Origin of the sequence: Pedobacter sp. KBW06, assembly GCF_003852525.1 — a bacterium.
Lineage (GTDB): Bacteria > Bacteroidota > Bacteroidia > Sphingobacteriales > Sphingobacteriaceae > Pedobacter.
The window spans coordinates 61677-80016 of the sequence record NZ_QAJL01000005.1; the positions used below are offsets into that span (position 1 = coordinate 61677).

Annotated in this window: 12 protein-coding genes; 8 read left to right on the forward strand and 4 right to left on the reverse strand. The window is 43.5% G+C overall.

The window, feature by feature from the left end; translation table 11 throughout:
- The first annotated feature begins 206 nt into the window (after positions 1–206).
- Together DBR43_RS26540 and DBR43_RS26545 are read left to right on the forward strand one after the other, a co-directional pair.
- Positions 207–1934, forward strand: a complete 1728-nt coding sequence (locus DBR43_RS26540; RefSeq protein WP_124586364.1) for a flavin monoamine oxidase family protein — start codon at positions 207–209, stop codon at positions 1932–1934.
- 1 nt (position 1935) lies between these two features.
- A complete protein-coding gene (locus DBR43_RS26545) occupies positions 1936–3696 on the forward strand; it encodes an alpha-keto acid decarboxylase family protein (RefSeq protein ID WP_124586365.1) in 1761 nt (586 codons plus the stop codon).
- A gap of 109 nt (positions 3697–3805) precedes the next feature.
- Here DBR43_RS26545 and DBR43_RS26550 read toward each other — a convergent pair whose 3' ends face one another.
- Complete coding sequence (locus tag DBR43_RS26550; RefSeq protein ID WP_124586366.1) at positions 3806–4207, reverse strand: DUF2809 domain-containing protein; 402 nt, start codon at positions 4205–4207, stop codon at positions 3806–3808.
- Positions 4208–4445: 238 nt separating this feature from the next.
- On the opposite strand from DBR43_RS26550, the gene DBR43_RS26555 reads away from it, so the two are divergent.
- The 4 genes from DBR43_RS26555 to DBR43_RS26570 all read left to right on the forward strand — a co-directional run bounded on the left by DBR43_RS26555 (position 4446) and on the right by DBR43_RS26570 (position 9923).
- Positions 4446–4946 carry an RNA polymerase sigma-70 factor gene (locus tag DBR43_RS26555; protein WP_148090770.1) on the forward strand — a complete coding sequence of 167 codons (501 nt, stop codon included), beginning with the start codon at positions 4446–4448 and terminating at the stop codon, positions 4944–4946.
- A gap of 97 nt (positions 4947–5043) precedes the next feature.
- A complete protein-coding gene (locus DBR43_RS26560; protein ID WP_124586368.1) occupies positions 5044–6021 on the forward strand; it encodes a FecR family protein in 978 nt (325 codons plus the stop codon).
- Between the two features lie 103 nt (positions 6022–6124).
- Positions 6125–8824 carry a TonB-dependent receptor gene (locus tag DBR43_RS26565; RefSeq protein WP_124586369.1) on the forward strand — a complete coding sequence of 900 codons (2700 nt, stop codon included), beginning with the start codon at positions 6125–6127 and terminating at the stop codon, positions 8822–8824.
- Entirely contained in the window at positions 8805–9923 is a 1119-nt protein-coding gene (locus tag DBR43_RS26570) for a PepSY-associated TM helix domain-containing protein (RefSeq protein WP_124586370.1), read from the forward strand. Before DBR43_RS26565 ends, DBR43_RS26570 begins: the two co-directional genes overlap by 20 nt.
- On the opposite strand, the gene DBR43_RS26575 is transcribed toward DBR43_RS26570, so the two are convergent.
- The 3 genes from DBR43_RS26575 to DBR43_RS26585 all read right to left on the reverse strand — a co-directional run bounded on the left by DBR43_RS26575 (position 9915) and on the right by DBR43_RS26585 (position 13325).
- On the reverse strand, positions 9915–10979 hold the full coding sequence (locus tag DBR43_RS26575; protein WP_124586371.1) for a hypothetical protein: 1065 nt from the start codon (positions 10977–10979) through the stop codon (positions 9915–9917). The genes DBR43_RS26570 and DBR43_RS26575 overlap by 9 nt on opposite strands.
- 202 nt (positions 10980–11181) lie before the next feature.
- A complete protein-coding gene (locus DBR43_RS26580; RefSeq protein ID WP_158622604.1) occupies positions 11182–12066 on the reverse strand; it encodes a PhzF family phenazine biosynthesis isomerase in 885 nt (294 codons plus the stop codon).
- Positions 12067–12074: 8 nt separating this feature from the next.
- Positions 12075–13325, reverse strand: a complete 1251-nt coding sequence (locus DBR43_RS26585) for an ROK family transcriptional regulator (protein WP_124586373.1) — start codon at positions 13323–13325, stop codon at positions 12075–12077.
- A 227-nt stretch (positions 13326–13552) separates the two neighbouring features.
- Here DBR43_RS26585 and DBR43_RS26590 point away from each other — a divergent pair, with 227 nt between their 5' ends.
- Together DBR43_RS26590 and DBR43_RS26595 are read left to right on the forward strand one after the other, a co-directional pair.
- Positions 13553–14833, forward strand: a complete 1281-nt coding sequence (locus DBR43_RS26590) for a Gfo/Idh/MocA family oxidoreductase (protein WP_124586374.1) — start codon at positions 13553–13555, stop codon at positions 14831–14833.
- A 50-nt stretch (positions 14834–14883) separates the two neighbouring features.
- Positions 14884–18303 carry a DUF1080 domain-containing protein gene (locus DBR43_RS26595; RefSeq protein ID WP_124586375.1) on the forward strand — a complete coding sequence of 1140 codons (3420 nt, stop codon included), beginning with the start codon at positions 14884–14886 and terminating at the stop codon, positions 18301–18303.
- Positions 18304–18340 lie beyond the last annotated feature (37 nt).

The following is an 18340-nucleotide window of genomic DNA, read 5'->3' on the forward strand; positions in this document are numbered from 1 at the left end:
TCCTGTTTTTCCGAAGAATTCCCATCTGATTTTGAATTTCAGTTGAAAAGGACCCTGAGCCTTACCGGAACAAGCAGCCATGAAAAAGGAAGGAAATGATTCAGAATGGCAGAGCAGACCTGCTTTTTTGTTTAATTAATAATTCTGTATATTTATTTCGCATTAACACTCACATATTTATTAACGCTCTTAATCTCTTAAGATTTATGGAAAATTACCTGCATGGTTTGCTGGATGAGGACAATGATCCGATCATCCAGGAATACCTGAAATTTATTGACAACGGTATCCCCAAAACCCGAAATCCCAAAAACGTCTTAATCATTGGTGCCGGAATGGCCGGAATGGTGTCTGCAAGCATGTTAAAACAGGCAGGTCATCAGGTCACAATTGTTGAATCGAATACCCGTGTAGGCGGGAGGATCAAAACATTCAGAAATACAAAAGACAAGAAGTATTTTGAAAGCGACAAAGTGTATGCGGAAGCAGGAGCGATGCGCATTCCCACCATTCATCAAATGGTACTGAAATACATCGATCAGCTGAAGCTGAAAACGCAGCCATTTTATTACATCTCAGTAGATAAAGACCAGGCCATTGCCCATCAGAAAGATCCTGAGAATCCTTTTCCCAGTATCACCAGAAATTCCCTTTTGTATGTGAATTACAGAAGGGTGGTTCAAAACGTCTATTTCAAAGATAAGGCAAACATCAATGAATTGCTGGATTATAACCTGGAGACCAGCGAACGCAACCTGTATGAAAACCAGCGTGCCGATGTTTTGCTGACGAATATCATGAGTCCTTTAAAAGCGTTTATCGCACAGGACCCGGAGAAAAACTGGCCCTTGCTTATTGAACGTTTTGGAGAGTATTCCATGCGCCGCTTCCTGGTAGAGCAGACCCTGTACTCGGACAATGCGATTGAAATGATCGGTGTTTTACAAAATCTGGAATCAAGGATGGCTTATGATTTTATTCAAAGCTTTATTGAATCCAATATCATTAAAGACAGCACCCGTTTTGTAGAAATCGTGGGCGGATCAGACTTGCTGACAACAGAGTTTTTCAAAGCACATCAGCTGGAAGACAATACTTATTTCGACTGCCGGGTAACCAGCCTGAAGCAGATTCCGGAAACGGGCAAAATCAAAATCGGCGTAGATATAGAGGTGGAAAGAGACCATCAGTTCTACGAAAAAGCAGGCTTCAAAGCATTAACAACTCCGGTTACGGACCTGGAGTTTGATGAAGTGATTGTCACCATCCCTTTCTCGGCACTGAGACATGTATATGTAACCCCAGGCTTTTCGCAGTTAAAACGCAAGGCGATCCGGGAACTTCATTACGATTCTGCGACCAAGATATTATTGGAATTCAGGGAGAAATGGTGGCAGAAAGCACCTTATAATATTGTAGGTGGCGGAAGCATTACCGACTTTTCTAACCGATTTGTATACTATCCAAGTCAGGACATTGCAGATGAGGAACACGGAGTGATCCTGGCCTCTTATTGCTGGTCTGATGAGGCCAGCCGCTGGGATTCAATGGATGATGATGACAGGTACTTTTATGCACTTAAAAACCTGGCGATCATGCACAGCGATGATGAGAAAGAACGCGAGCGGATTATGAATCTTGCGGTGATTACTTCATCCACTAAAAATAAAAAAGGAGCGGAAGGCCGAATCGGTGCGGCTACCCAGAGCTGGATGCGTGATCCTTATGCCTATGGCGAGGCCGCGATTTTCAATCCCGGTCAGTTGCATTTGCTGCAGAAACACATCATCTCAACGGAATGGGGCGGAAAAGCACATTTTGCCGGTGAGCACACCTCGCTTAAACATGCCTGGATTGAAGGTGCAATTGAATCAGGGATTCGCGCTGCGCTTGAAGTAAATGAAGATATGGCCAGTTTAAACAATCCGAAATAGTATGGGAGAGACACAAATAACAGTCGCGAAATACCTGCAGATCAGACTGGAGCAAATGGGCCTCCGTCATTTATTCGGTATAGCCGGTAACTATACTGCACCATTTTTAAATACCATTCTGGAAGATAAACAGGCAAAAATTCAGGTCATCAATGATACCAATGAAATAAATGCAGGTCATTGCACGGATGCTTATGCGAGACTGAACGGATTTGGCGCTGTAGCAGTTACCTATGGAGTAGGTGCTTTTACCTTACTCAATTCTGTAGCTGGTTCCTATGTGGAGCATTGTCCGGTGTTGGTCATCAATGGTGCACCAACCAGCAGCGATCAGCTAAAGAATATCGCGCAGGGAATGCTGGCCTCACACATGACAGGTGATATGTACAGCAATATCAATGTCTACAGAAATGTCACGGTCGCCGCAGAACAGGTAACCAGTGCCGCAGATGCACCTTACAAGATCGATGCGATATTGAATGCCTGTATCTTGTATGGAAAGCCCGTTTATCTGGAGGTTTTTGAAGATGTCTGGCGGATGAAATGCCAGGCACCTGTTGCAGAATTAATTAAAGAGTCTTTTAAAGGATGTAAAGAAAATGCCCTAAAAGCGGCTAAGAGTGTCGCTACATTGGCCGTTGGAAAGAAAATCATCTTTTGGGGAGGAATAGAGATCCAGCGCTATGGTTTACAGCAGGAATTCCTGGACTTAATTGAGACCACAGATACTGAATTTGTTACCTCGATATTGGGGAAATCAATCGTGTCTGAAGACCATCCCAAGTTTAAAGGTGTTTTTAACGGGAATGCTTCTCCAATGGATGTGAAAGAGCGGTTTGAAAAGGCAGAAGTGAAAATCGGACTTGGCGTATGGACGACCGGGAAAAACCTCGGCGGCTTTGATGTCTGGAAGGACGATACCGTTCTTGCAAATCACAGCGGCGTAAGAATTGGGCCCGCTTACGAACCCAATGTTTCGCTCAAAGACTTTATATACCATTTGAAAGAAGAGCTGATGAGGGTGAAATTTGAGGCCTATCAAATGTATGGGCCCGCACTGTTGTCGGAATCTTTCTTTGTGGCTGATGCTCCTGAAACGAAAAAAGAAAAGACAGTCATTACGTATGACCTGTTTTTTGCGAGAATAAACGACTTCATCGATGGCAGCCATATTGTGGTGGCAGATGCCGGCTTCCCTTTACTTGGCTGTCAGGGCATTCATATTGCAGAAGCAGATGGCTTTATTGCACAGGCTTCCTGGCTTTCTATCGGCTATTCTGTACCGGCAGCCACAGGTGTGAAATGCGCCAGGCCAGATAAAAGAGCTGTTGTTTTTGTAGGGGATGGTGCTTTTCAGGAAACCTGTCAGGCCGTGTCGACCCACAACAAATTAAAGCACAATACAATTGTATTTGTGCTCGACAATGAGATTTATGGCATTGAGCAGTTATTGGTGAACCCGAACCCTTTCCGCGGTAAAGATAAAATCGATTATAGTTTACCCGATTTGAATGAGGTCTATGCCTATAATGAAATGCATCCCTGGAAATACGCCAAACTCGTTGATGTGTTTGGTGGCCGGGGATTTGAAGTGAGCGATATGGAGGCTTTGGAAACTGTACTGGCTCAGCTGGGCGATATTAAAGAAAATACCATTGTACACGTTCATTTGCCTAAGACCTCTTTCCCTGAAGCTATCGGTTACAAAAAACGGAAGCCGGGAGAGGATGAGTTTCTGAATAAAGACTGGAGTTTATGCTAATTGAACTGACCAGAAATCATTGAACCGAGATAAAAGAAGCGCAGAGATGCGCTTCTTTTTTATGATAAGCTGTTTTATGGTCTTGCTTTCATTGGAAACAGGTTTACGATCAGGCCGGCTTAAGCTGGTTAAACGCTTTGACTTTGTAAAATATCAGCAGGCAAATGGCGGTTCCTATCGTATAAGCGGCCATGTCACTCCAGAGAAATCCTCTTCCTAAAACCAATGCACCCAAGGTCGTATTTCTGATCTGTTCAATCCAGGGGGCGTTATAAAGCTGGAAAAACTCAATGAGGTAACAGATCGATAAACTGATCATCGCGGTGTTTCTGTAACTTAAACGAGGGAACAAAAACCGGATGTTGAGGAACATCATCACCGCATATAACAGGTCTCCGACGATCAATGGGACCATTGTTGTTTTTCTGGACAGGAGGCCTAAAACAATCACACTAAGAATTAATAAGGCATAGATCAACCTGATCCTGAAGCTGCTGTTTGCTGATTTCATTTTATATCCAAATGCGTTAAATGTTGATTTCTATGTGATGCTGAAATACCTGAATCTGCTTCTCTGTTTCCTATAGAAATGCCGTAAATACCGGCCTCTAAATATAGCAGACATTTAGGAGCATAAATAAAACAACTTTTTTATTTAGATTGATTCCAGTTAATTGTTAGCTTTGGGGAAAATTGATCAAGTGCCAGCACCTAACTCAAATCAGGATATCCAACTTGCCCTGCCGTACATGGACGCCTATTCCTTTGAACAGGTTTACCGCAACTGCTGGAAAAATGTGTTTGGGATTATCTTTCATTACACGCAGGACGAGGAAATTGCGGAAGAAATCAGCCAGGACCTGTTCGCTTCACTTTGGGAGCGCAGAAAAAAGCTCGTCATTAAAACTACGGTTGAGCAATACCTGAACCGGGCAGCAAAGCTGGAGGCTTTTGATTATTTGCGGAGCAGCAACAGCAGGCGGGAGCACATCAATTGTGCTTTACAAAACCTATGTGATGCTCACAACTGCACCGAAGAGCAAGTGTTGTTTAATGAACTGAACGGAAACCTGAACCAGTTATTGGAAGAATTGCCATGCCGCTGTCGCGAGGTATACGGATTGAGCCAGGAACAGGGCATGAACAACAAAGCGATCGCTTCCCGATTGATGATTTCTGAAAAAACAGTGGAATACCACCTGTATAAAGCCATGAGTTTTTTAAGAATTAATTTACAGGAATACAGATAGTTGTAAAATAATCTCATTTTTTTACAAAATTGACCTAGGAGAATTCCCTGGTTATCCGGCTTAAAGGTATATGGGCACATAGGGGAGCCCGATACTTATGAAGATTAGTAAAGAGATCATTGAGCGTTACCATCAGGGGAGATGTAGCCTGGAGGAACAGCATATTGTTGAACAATGGCTGGATTCCGAAGAGCTGGAAATGAGCTTTCCGGAAAATGCGGATATCAATGCCATCAAAGAGCGGGGCTGGAAGCGAATCTCCGGACGTTATCATATCGATACCCAAACTGATCGTCCGGCTGCCGTTGTCAAATCCCGTAATTATAAAATGATCTGGCAGCTTGCTGCCTGTATGACCCTGATTCTTGGTGCCGCGACTTTCTACTACTTAAATACAGATTGGAAAAATACCGCGCAACACAAGGCTGTCGTTTACAAGGAAATCAAAACGCTTAAAGGACAGAAGCTGAGCGTAAGCCTGGCCGACGGGACCATTGTCTGGCTAAATTCAGAAAGTGTTTTACGCTTTCCTGAAAGTTTTAAAGGTCATACCAGGGAATTGGAATTTAGTGGTGAAGCCTATTTCAGCGTGGCTAAAGATGCCTCGAAGCCATTTATCATTCGCACAGAAAAAACAAAAATACAAGTGCTGGGCACAAAGTTTAATTTAAGGTCGATGGCAAGCGAAACCGCGACAACGGTAGTCGTTGAGGAAGGTAAAATCCAGTTTTCCGGAACACCAGATCATCATCAAACGATTTTAACCGCCAATAAACGCGGTGTTTTTGAAACCAAAGGGGCGGTACCCTCCATGCAAACAGATGAGGTGTATGCCGGCAAGTACATGGCCTGGAAAAACGGCGAGTTGTTAATGGACAATTTAACCATAGAACAGGCCGCCGGGACGCTGGAACGCTGGTTCAACGTGAAGATCAGCATAGACAGTGAGGAATTGCAGGGACAGCGTTATACCGGAAGCTTCAAAAACCCATCTTTAAAAGAAGTTCTGGGAAGCATGAGCTTTGCCCTGAAATGTAGCTATAAGCAAAACGGACAGACATTTATACTCTATTGATCATCTCCAACCAATAATAAAAAGAAACCCGGTTTCGGTCTGCAAACTTCATACCGGGCTATTGAAAAATCAATTCATCATTAATTTAACAACAAACAAAAGTATGTACAAAAGATGTACCCAAAGGAAACAATTACTGAAATTCCTGTTTTTTATATGCAGTATTTTATACCTGCCCTATAGCAGTTACGGGCAGCAAAACCAGGTATTGGAAAAAACGTTGAACCTCCAGCTGAAGAATGTAACATTAGGAGATGCGCTGAAAGCTCTTGGAGATAAAACAGGCGTACAGTTTTCGTACAGCAGTACGCAGTTGAATACACAAAGGAGAGTGAGTGTGGATTTCAGACAAAAGTCGCTAAAAGATGCTTTATCCGATTTGTTGGGCCAGGAGCTTAAAGGTCTTAGCGTAACCGGAACCCAGGTAACCATCCAGACTTCGGGTGGTAAAGGCAGCATTAAAGGAACGGTTAGAACCAGCGATGGAAAAGCGGCTGAGTTTGTGACTGTAGGCATTAAAGGTTTAAGAAGTGCGCAGGTAGATGCAAAAGGAAATTACCTGCTGAAAGATCTTGAAGCGGGTAAATATACCCTGATTGCCAGTTTTGTTGGTTTGGGTGTTCAGAAAAAAGAAGTAACCGTACTTGCGGGAGAAACCATCTCCCAGAATTTTGTGCTGGTAGAAAACAATGACCAGCTCGAAGAGGTGGTGATCAATGGTGGAAGTACCAATAAGTTCTCGGTAAAGAAAACCACTACTTCTGCAAAAATGCCACTGGGAAACCTGGAAAATCCACAGGTCTATACTACCATTCCAAAGACTTTACTAACAGAGCAAATGGTGACTGAATTCAGTATGGCCCTGAAAAATAGTCCGGGTGTATATAAGGTTCAGGGCAGCAGAGGGATCAATAGTGAAGGTGCTTCCTATTACAGTATGCGTGGCTTTAGATCAGAAGCTGCATTGATGGATGGTGTTCCTTCACAAACCAATGGCGAGGTAGAACCTGCAAACATTGAGCGTGTGGAGCTGATTAAAGGGCCTTCCGGTACTTTGTTTGGTGGAGCAGTCGTTTCTTTTGGCGGTCTGATTAATATCGTCACTAAAAAACCAGTAGATACCATAGGTGGGGAAGTAAGTTTCACGGCAGGTAGTTATGGCCTTAGACGCCTTAGTGCGGATGTTTATGGCCCTCTGGATCGTGTAGATAAAGATAAAAAACTGCTGTTCAGAATGAATGCCGCCTACCAGGACCAAAAATCATTTCAGGATGCCGGTTTCAGAAAGTCGATATTTTTTGCACCCTCACTGGAATACCGTGCGAGCAAAAAGCTGAACATCAGTGTGAATGCCGGATTTTACCAGCTGGAAGGAACAAGCCCTGCGGTGATCTTCCTGAACAGAACGCGTAAGTATGTGGCAACAGTGCCTTCGGAACTGAATTTTGACTGGAACAGATCTTATACCAGCAATGACCTGACCATGAAAAACCCGACCCTGAATTTCAGAGCACAGGTCAATTATAAAATTTCCGATCAGTGGAATTCACAGACCATTTATTCAATCAACAGCCGTAAGTCTGATGGCTTCTATCAATATCAGTTCATACGTGCGGCGACTGATAATATGATGGAACGCACGCTTTCAAAGCAATATTCTATCAATACATCTAAAGATTTACAGCAGAACTTTACGGGCGATTTTAACCTGTTTGGCTTGCGCAACAGAATGGTGGTTGGTTTCGATTACCTGAACCAGACGGTGAACAACAACAGCTCGGCCTATATTGTGTTCGACAGTGTAGACGGAACGAATCCTGCAGATGCAAATTACGCGAAAATCAACCGCGCTGCAGTGGAAGCCAGACTGCCGAGTGGCACGGCCACCAGAACCTGGAACTATGGCGAAAACAACATTTACGGTGCTTATGCTTCCAATGTGCTGAACCTGACTGACCGCTTAATGGCAATGTTGAGCTTACGGGTAGACCGCTTCCAGAACAAAGGCTTCGTTAACCGCAATAACAATCTGCGTACTGGTCAGTATATGCAAACTGCGATCTCTCCAAAGTTCGGTTTGGTTTACCAGGTATTGAAAGACCGGATTTCCTTGTTCGGAAATTACATGAATGGTTTTAGTAATGTAGCTCCGGTAACACAACCTGAAGGTTCTGGCGCTTCGTCGACTTTCAAACCACAGCAATCTAACCAGTTTGAAGGAGGTGCAAAAATGGACCTGTTCCAGGGTAAATTAAGTTTTACTGCCAGCGTTTATGATATTGAAGTGAACAACATGACCTGGAGAGAAGACATTTCAGTGAACGGTAAAAACTATCCGGTGACCTTACAGGGCGGTACTCAAAAAAGTAAGGGAGTAGAACTTGAGCTGATTGCCAACCCACTTGAAGGACTGAACGTTATCGCGGGTTATGCGTATAACGACAGCAAGCTGATCGAAGGAACCCCTGCGCTTGAAGGCAGACGCCCTGCTTTTGCGGGACCATCAACCCTGATCAATTCCTGGATCAGCTATGCCATTCCACGTGGTGACCTGAAAGGTATTGGCCTGGGTGCCGGCGTAAATTATATTGGCAAACATGTAAGTGGGAATTCTGCAATCACAGGCATATTCACTCTGCCTTCTTATGTGATGGCAACCGCAACTGTGTTTTATGATAAACCGAAATACAGATTGGGTTTTAAAGTTGACAATTTAACAGACGAACTATATTTTACAGGAATAGGGGTGTTGAGCCCACAAATGCCAAGAACTTTTGCAGCAAATGCCACGTTCAAATTTTAAGAAAACCATACACTTTTTACACCTCTGGCTCGGATTATTCTCCGGGCTGGTGGTGTTTATACTCGGACTTACCGGTGCCATCTATGCCTTGTCGGATGAAATCAAAGAATGGGTATATAAAGACCGGCTTTATATAGAAGTTCCGGCGGGTACCGCACGTTTGCCTTTGAGTCAATTATTGTCAGTCGCGGAACAGGCAATAGGTAAAGACCGTAAAATTTCACGAGGGCAGCTCTCACAAGCCAAAGACCGCACTTATATGTTTCGGGCCTTGAAAGTAAATAAGAAAGGTTTTGGCTACTGGAATTATTATGAATATTACGATAAGGTTTACCTGAACCCTTATACCGGGGAAGTCGTATATAAGGAAAATGCAAAGCGGGAATTCTTTACAGTGGTACTGGCTTTGCATATGAACCTCTTGCTTGGGGATACTGTAGGACATTTCATTATCCGCTGGTCGGTAGTTTGCTTTGTCATTTTACTGCTTTCCGGTATCGTATTGTGGTGGCCAAAAAACTGGAAGTGGAAACAGTTGAAGAAAAGCTTCAAAGTGAAATGGGATGCGAAGTTCAAACGCATAAATTATGACCTGCACAACGTATTCGGGTTTTATAGTTTCCTGATCTTATTGATCATGGCATTGACAGGATTGATGTGGTCCTTTGAACTGACAACCGAAAAGAAGTCAAAGGTATTGTCTGATACCACTCAGCTGGCCGGGACAATGCCGGTAGACCGGATCTTAGGGCAGGCCTTAAAAGCCTCGCCGCAAACGGTTTATTTTCTGTATAATTTTCCATCTGCAAAAAGCGGAACGGTGAATGTTTCTGCCTACCAAAGCGACATGAATTTATATGATCGGGTGCAGTACCGGTTCGACAGGTATAGCGGAAAATTACTCCAGAAAGGAACTGAATTTAGTCAGCTTACAGTAGGAGCAAAGCTGGTTACGATGAACTATGACCTTCATACCGGAAGCGTACTGGGGCTGACAGGTAAGATACTGGCCCTTTTCGCCGGGCTGATCGCCATGGGACTGCCGGTTACCGGAGTCCTGATTTGGTGGAAAAGAGGGAAGAAAAAACAATTAAGCTAACATTTTTGGACTGGTCAAAGCCAGCATTTTTCTCCGTCTTTTTTTCCGGAAAGCGATTAACGAAATGCTGCACAAGCCGATAAAAACAACCGCACAGATTGACCATAGTAACAGCGTTAGCAGGTACCTGTAATAGGAGATGTATTTAAATAATATATATTCCGATAGCGGTCTTAACGTCCTGACCGTATCTACAGGATGGTTTCCACTATCTGTAAAGTACTCCCGCTGATTACCTGTTCTGATGTACCAAACTTTTCCCAGCGAATTTTTAGTGAGTGTATCGGGTAAGGTGATTTTTTTAAAAGTGTTTAATTTTCGAATATTTAAAGGAACTACAGGAGATGCTGTAATCTTTTCATTGCAGTCGACGGGTTCATAATGATCGCCTTTCCAGTACATGCATTTTTGGGCTGGAAGGAAGCCGTTAAGCGTGCTGGGCGTTTTGTCCTTCCATAGGAAAAAAGTGGCACCCGCCACAAGAAAAATACCAGTACATGCAAGGACAATGGTACGGATTGATGGCTTGGTTTTTTGCCCGCCTGGACCGGGTATACCATGAATGCTGAGCTCTGGCGTTCCGGTTTTCTGTTCACTGACCTCATGAATGGTAACCTGAAGTGCAGGTACATTTGGTTCATTTGTTTCTTCCGGTGGAACGTTTGAATTTTCTAAGTGATTTGTTGTCTTATTTCTATCAGCCTGCTTATAGTATAATATACTCGGTCTTGGTTTGAAATCAATCAGCCAGGCTATCAGTTCTATAAACTTCAATCCCGGATTAGGTGTGTTTCTGTTTAAAATTTTTTTTACCTGCCTGAAATCATTTACGTTACAGTCCTGAATACTTTTGGTGTACCCCTTGTCTTTATCTGAAGCAGAAAAAAATAACCTGAGTACATCATCATCGGCAGAATCATATCTTTCCCGGTAAACGATCAGACACTCCTCTTTTAAGTTTCCAGGTGTTGGATGTAATAAATTTGGCGGAAGGGTACCTTCGACTTTCTTATATTCGTAAGCAGCAAGTATGGCTTTTAAATAATCCTCAAACATTTTTGAAAGCGTTAATCGGTAAAAATAAAGGAATTTTTGAAATTACGATAACCTCATCAACATTCTGCAGGCAGGGATGATTCGTTTGAAATTGATTACTGATGAGTTCTTTAATTTTGCTGGTCTTCAATTCTGTTTCTCTGTATTTAGTGAAAGCAAAATTATTTCAAAAACTACTATAATGCTTACGGTTTCCCGTAAGTCAAAATGGTATTGCCAGACTGATTTCCTCTATTATTTTCGCCTCGCCTCCGATAAAAGTCTCAAAATGCCCATCCGTTCTTTTTACCTTTACATGAACCATCCCTTCCTGATGGAGCAGATGTCCCTGACGGATCCGGATCTCCAGACTGTGTTGTCCGCTCAACTGCAATAAATAAGCACCCAGACAACCACTGCTATTGCCATTAATGACATCTTCATTTATTCCAATAACAGGAGCAAACATTCTTGCGGTCATATCTGCTGTTGGATTTAGTGGATCCAGATAATAAGCAAAGCATCCGATGGCATGGTTCTGCTGACAAAGGATTTTAAGCTGATCAAAGTCTGGATTCATCTGATTCAAAATGCTCAATGAGCTGATGCCAATAAGGAACCTGTTTGAACCCGGTGAAGCCATCACCACCGGAAGGTTGCCGTCCAGTTCATCCTGATTTATACCCAGGATTTCCGGCAACCGCAATACCGTAGCAAGATCCACTGTACTGAACTGAATCGGATCTTGCTTTAAAAAGAGCGCTACCCGATTGTTTTGATCAACAATCTCTACCTGCTGGATTCCATTTTTTGCCTGTTGACATAAGACCTGTTTTCCTTGCAGGTTAAAATGCTTTATTCTTGCATAATGTGCCGCTATTGTTCCATGGCCACAGTTCAGAATTTCACCGGCAGGACAGAAGAAACGTATGCGAAGGAGCGGACTTTCCGCGGTCGGCTCCGTCACAAAAGCAGTATGAGAAAGCCCGATCTGATCGGCGATAAACTGTAACTGCTCATCAGGAAACTCTGGCGTATTCAGCACAACCCCTGTCGGACTGCCACCGGAATCAGCCTTTGTAAATGCAGCTACTTTATAGGCTTTCATCACTGGCATCATTTTTTTATTTTAATAAGGTAGGCCTCTAAAAACCGGTCAATTCCATCCGTTGCATAACCTAAAAGCCTGGAGTTTTCGCCAAGTTCAGAAGAAGCGATCACCATTTTTTCCCTGATCTGCGTCATGCAGTAGGTGTTTATCGATTGCTGCATAGGCAATGTAATGTACTGCTTTGCTTTGGCAATCTGACCGCTTAAAACAATGAGTTCCGGATTAAACAACTGTATAAGTATAGAGATTCCCTTGCCCATATTGGCGCCAACATTAGACAACAGCTGAATCGCATACTGATCACCTCTGTTTGCTGCATTTATAATTGCCTCCGGTTTAATCCGCTCCAGTTCTTCTTTCGACAACTCGTTTAACATCGAGTTTTTACCTTGCAGCAAGCCTTCTTTAGCGGTTTTCGATAAGGCATTTCCAGAGGCGATGGTTTCCAGACAACCATGTTTCCCACAATAACAAAGTGCTCCGTTTTCGATGAAGGGGATGTGCCCGAACTCACCTGCAAAACCTGTAGCACCTCTTCTTAATTTGCCATCCATAATAATCCCCAGTCCGACACCCCAATCCATCAGTAAGACCAGGGCATTCTTTTTGCCCTTGGCCAGTCCATGCCGAAATTCAGCAATGGCTGATCCGGCCATGTCGTTCTGTACGATTACCGGTAAATTAAGTGCTTGTTCAAAAGCTTCTACCAGGGGATGGTTTTCCTGATCGTCGATCAGATAACTGTAATTCTCTCCCTTTTCTGTGTTTACCAGGCCGGGCATCCCCACATAACAACCAATAATCATGCGCTGATCAATAGCAGCTGTTTCCTGCAGCGCCTGGAGGTGTGGAAGTAAAACTGAAAAGAAATCAGTTCTGTTTTTAGAAATCGGCAGGGAAACAGTCACAACCTCAGACATAAAATTACAGTTGTTGTCCAAAATGGCTATTTTAGTATGAAACAGCTCAATGTCAACACAGATGATCAAGGCCCTTTCATTTTTTAAAGCATATAAATCCGGCCTCCTTCCGCCAATAGACAATCCACTGCCTTTTTTTTCGACCCAGCCTGCAGCCTGCAAATCCGCTAAAAGCTTGAGCATACTTGGCGTACTCAGACCCACAGCATCGCATAGCGCCGATATAGAGGAAGAGCCGGTGGAAAAGAGATGCTTTAATATTTTGTATTTATGGCTAAGCTGCTTATCGTTTTTACTTTCTGATAATATGATGTCTTTTAATAAGGAAAGATCCATTGGCTAATTGTATTTATTAAGATAAGGTTCGTCAACTTAATTGAAAATTTTATTAAACTAAATTTTTTTATTAAAAAAATCAGTTTATTGATAAACTTAAATAAAAAATGTCATTATATTTCCTAAACCAAACCGACTTATTTACAGTTCATTTTCCGCAAGTAATACCATATTTACCATAACAACCTAACCACATTTTAATTTTTCGTAACACCAATTAGTTAACAATGGAACCAAAACACACAAACGAAACCAATACCAGAAGAGATTTTATTACAAAGGCTGCCGTTGGGCTCGCCGCATTTACCATAGTGCCACGCTATGTATTGGGCGGTACGGGCTTTATTGCACCCAGTGACCGGTTAACTAAAGCCGTAATCGGGGTGGGCTCCATGGGCCGGGGCCATTTTGAATATGATGGAACACAGGTGGTGGCCATCTGCGATGTAGACACCAGGCACATTGCAAAAGCAACATCAATGTTAGATAAAGGCGTTAAAACCTTTAGCGACTACCGGGAACTGCTTAAATTACCTGAAGTAGATATTGTACACATCGCCACTCCGCCGCACTGGCATGGGATCATGGCTGTCGATGCAGCCAATGCAGGAAAAGACATCTGGTGTGAAAAACCAATGACACATACCATTGGTGAAGGGAAACGTGTAATGGAAGCTGTTCAGAAACATGGCAGCATGTTCCGCCTCAATACCTGGTTTAGGTTTAAAGATACTTTTTACGGAATGGGAACCACCGTTAAACCAGTAAAAAAATTGGTAGACAGTGGATTATTGGGATGGCCTTTAAAGGTTACCGTAGGAAAACATACGGGTTACGACTGGAAGTTTTATTGGGTAGGGAAGGACAATCTTGCGCCTCAGCCCGTACCACCGGAACTGGATTACGACAGATGGCTTGGCCCGGCACCGTATAAACCTTACAATGAACACCGCGTTCATCAGACTTTCCGTGGTTACTGGGATTATGATGGAGGTGGTCTGAGTGATATGGGACAACATTATATCGATCCGATCCAGTACTTTTTAGGCAAGGATGATACCAGCCCGGTTTCCGTTGAAATAGATGCCCCGCAACAACATACTGATGCCGTTGGGACCTGGAGAAGAATCACCTATACTTATGCTGATGGTTGCCAGATCATTTTAGATGGCGAAGGAAAGGATACCAATGTCCCTTACATCGAAGGACCTAAAGGTAAATTATATCCCGGCTTTAAATCGGATATACCAGACCTGGAAAGGAAACTGGCTGCATTCCCTGATCCTGCACCGCAAATGACGGATTTTGTGACCTCTGTTAAAACAAGACAGAAGTTTGCTTTGAATGAAGAGAATGGACATCGCTCCTGTAATATTGTGAATATGGGATTGGTTGCGCTGAGACTGGGACGTTCTTTAAAGTTCGATCCTGTAAAACAGGAATTTATTGATGATGAAGGTGCAAACAGGTTGATTAACCCTGTCATGCGTGCACCCTTTTCCATTTAATTAAATAGCGTATTAAATACAATTCAGATTCACATTTTACACATATCATAATGATAAGAAAGATATTCTTTATCCTGCTGGCCGTAATCACACTGCAAAATATAGCTCAGGCACAGGAGAAAAAAGACCAACGTACAATAACCACACGCATCGCTGATTTGCTTGCTCAAATGCCTGCAAAGGATGCAGCACTGCTGAAAAATAACATGAGCGACATCTCCCAGCTGGGAGAAGAGGGATATGTGACTTTAATTACCGGGCTTACTGCTCCGGGTAAAGGAAACAATTCCCTGCTGGAATATGCTATTGGTGGTTTCTCTGCTTATGTTACGCAGCCGGGACAGGAAAACTGGAGGAAAATGGCTGTTGCTGCTTATTGTAAAGCCTTGCCAAAACTTTCAGATCCGCAAAACAAATCATTTATCATCAGCCAGCTGGAGCTGGTTGGTAAAGAAGATGCGATTTCTTGTTTACAGGGTTTTCTAACAGATCCGCTTTTGGCAGATCCAGCCGGAAGGGCCCTTGTTAAAATCAATACGGTTGCCTCGAAAACAACACTGTTAAAAGCATTGAGCCAGGCAAACGGTGCTGCAAAGCTTTCCATCATTGAAGCTTTAGGCGACAGCCGTTTTAAGGATGCTGCGCCGGCGATTAATGCCCTGGCGGTAAGTAATGATATAAATACAGCCAAAGTAGCACTATATGCGCTTGCCTATATTGCCGATCCTTCTTCGGAAAATGTACTTGCTGCAGCAGCCGAAAAAAGCGGTTATAAATTTGAAAACAGCAATGCGACGGCCGATTACCTGATTTATGCCAAACAGTTACTGGACAATGGGAATACTACCCTTGCGGAACAAATCGGTAAAAAATTACTGGCAAAAACTTCGGCTGATGAACATGTACGTGTTCGTACTGCTGCTTTAAAGATTTTGGTAGAGGCGAATAAAGAAGGCAACCAACAAATCCTGCTGGATGCTGCAGGCGACAAAAATGCAACTTATCGTGCGGCGGCATTAAAGTTCGCGGTTCCATATGTAACTGCTGCTTCAACCGGAGCATGGGTTAAAAAACTAGGTGAGGCTGATGAGGAAGCAAAGGCAGATATCGTATACATGCTTGGCGAAAGCAATGCTACAGCAGCTTTACCTGCAATACTAAAACTGTTGAAGAGTAAAAATCAAAAAGTAAAACTGGCTGCCATCAATGCGGCTACAAATATAGGTCAGGAACAGGTGCTTGGCGATTTATTACAGGTGATGGGCAAAGCTGATGCTACAGATATTGCTGCCGTTTCGGGCGTGATTAACCGGATGAAAGGCAATGGCATTCCGGCAAAAGTTGCCGCGGCAATTCCCGCTGCAAAACCAGAGGTACAGGTTGCATTGATCAATATCCTTGCCTCGCGCGCTGCAAATTCAGAATTGAATGCCGTTTATGCGCAAATGAGAAGTAAAAACCCTCAGGTGCAGCAGGCAGCTTATACCGCTTTAAGTGCCGTGGTGGTAAATAACGATCTACCAAAGCTGTTTACATTACTCAATGAAAATTCCGGAACGCAGGAACTGGCAGTACAGGCGGCAATTATTGCTGCAGTAAATGGCCCTGGTGATAAGACAGCACAAGTAGATGCTGTATTGCAGCAAATGAATACTGCTCCCGAAAATAAGAAATTACTCTACTATAAAGTCCTTGCAAATTTAGGTGGGGAACAGTCCTTAAAAGCAGTGTCTGATGGTTATGCTTCCGGCAATGAACAAACGCAACAGGCGGCTTTAGAGGCATTATCTGCCTGGACGGATGGAACTGCTGCTGCAGCATTGATCAGGATTGCAAGGGAGACAAAAAATCCGGCTTTCCTGAATACCGCAATTAATGGTTACCTGCGCGCCATAAAAGTAAGCAATGCCCCTGCAGAGCAGAAATTGTTATTGCTTCGCAATGCCATGGCTGTTGCGCAAAGCCCGGAGCAGAAAAATCAGATCTTAAAAGCTACAGAACAGGCTAAATGTTTCAACGCCATCGTTTTTGCAGGTAAATATTTAGATGATGCTGCTTTACAGCAGTCGGCAGCAAATGCAGTAATGAACATTACAATGGCTGGTGAATATAACGGTGAGCTGGTTAAAGGCTTGCTGAATAAAACCATAGCGGTCATCACTGGTGGTGACAGCGGTTATCAAAAAGAAGGAATGCGCAAATACATTTCAGAAATGAAAGCAGGAGCGGGTTTCGTGTCGATGTTTAACGGAACCGACCTGACAGGTTGGAAAGGTCTTGTTGCTGACCCGATTAAACGTTCAAAAATGGATGCCAAAACCTTGGAGGCAGAACAGAAAAAGGCAGATGCAAAAGCATTGGACAGCTGGAAAGTTGCCAACGGCGAATTACAGTTTGCAAGTCATGGTGACAACCTGGTTACGGCTAAAAAATATGGTGATTTTGAAATGCTGGTAGACTGGAAAATCATCGATGATAAAAAAGGAGAGGGCGATGCCGGGATTTACCTTCGCGGTACACCTCAGGTTCAGATCTGGGACAACGCACGTACAAAAGTAGGTGCCCAGGTAGGCTCAGGAGGTTTGTATAACAACCAGGTTAATGAAAGTAAACCACTGACGGTTGCAGACAATAAACTGGATGAATGGAATACCTTCCGCATTTTGATGAAAGGTGACCGTGTTACGGTTTATCTGAACGGCGTACTGGTAACGGACAATGTGATCCTGGAAAATTATTGGGATAAGAACATGGCGATTTTTGCAGAAGAGCAGATCGAATTGCAGGCGCATGGTTCTCCGGTAGCTTACCGCGATCTGTACATCAGGGAGCTTCCACGTGTGAAAGCTTTTGAATTGACTGCACAGGAAAAAAAGGAAGGTTATAAAGTGCTTTTTGATGGTACCAATATGCACAGCTGGATGGGCAATACCACCGATTATGTGATCGAAGATGGAAACATTGCCATCCGTCCGAAACCGGGAAAAGGTTCTGGTGGTAACTTATTTACCAAAGAAGAATTCAGCGATTTCGTTTACCGTTTTGAATTTCAACTGACACCGGGAGCAAACAATGGTTTAGGAATCAGGGCCCCTTTAGAGGGAGATGCCGCTTACCAGGGAATGGAACTCCAGATCCTGGATAGTGAAGCACCGATCTATAAAGACCTGCATGTTTATCAGTATCATGGTTCCATCTACGGTACAATTCCAGCAAAACGAGGCTTTTTAAAACCTGTAGGGGAATGGAACTATGAAGAGGTAATTGTAAAAGGCCCTAAAATTAAAGTGATCCTGAACGGAACGGTAATTCTGGATGCAGACATTACTGATGCCAGAAAGAATGGTGCAGCTGATGGTCAGCCTCATCCTGGATTAATGCGCAACAGCGGCCATATTGGCTTCCTTGGTCATGGTTCTCCGGTACAGTTCAGAAACATCAGAATCAAAGACCTGAGTAAAGGGAAATAACCCGGCCGTCGAGGAGTCAGCTGATCCCTGAGACGAC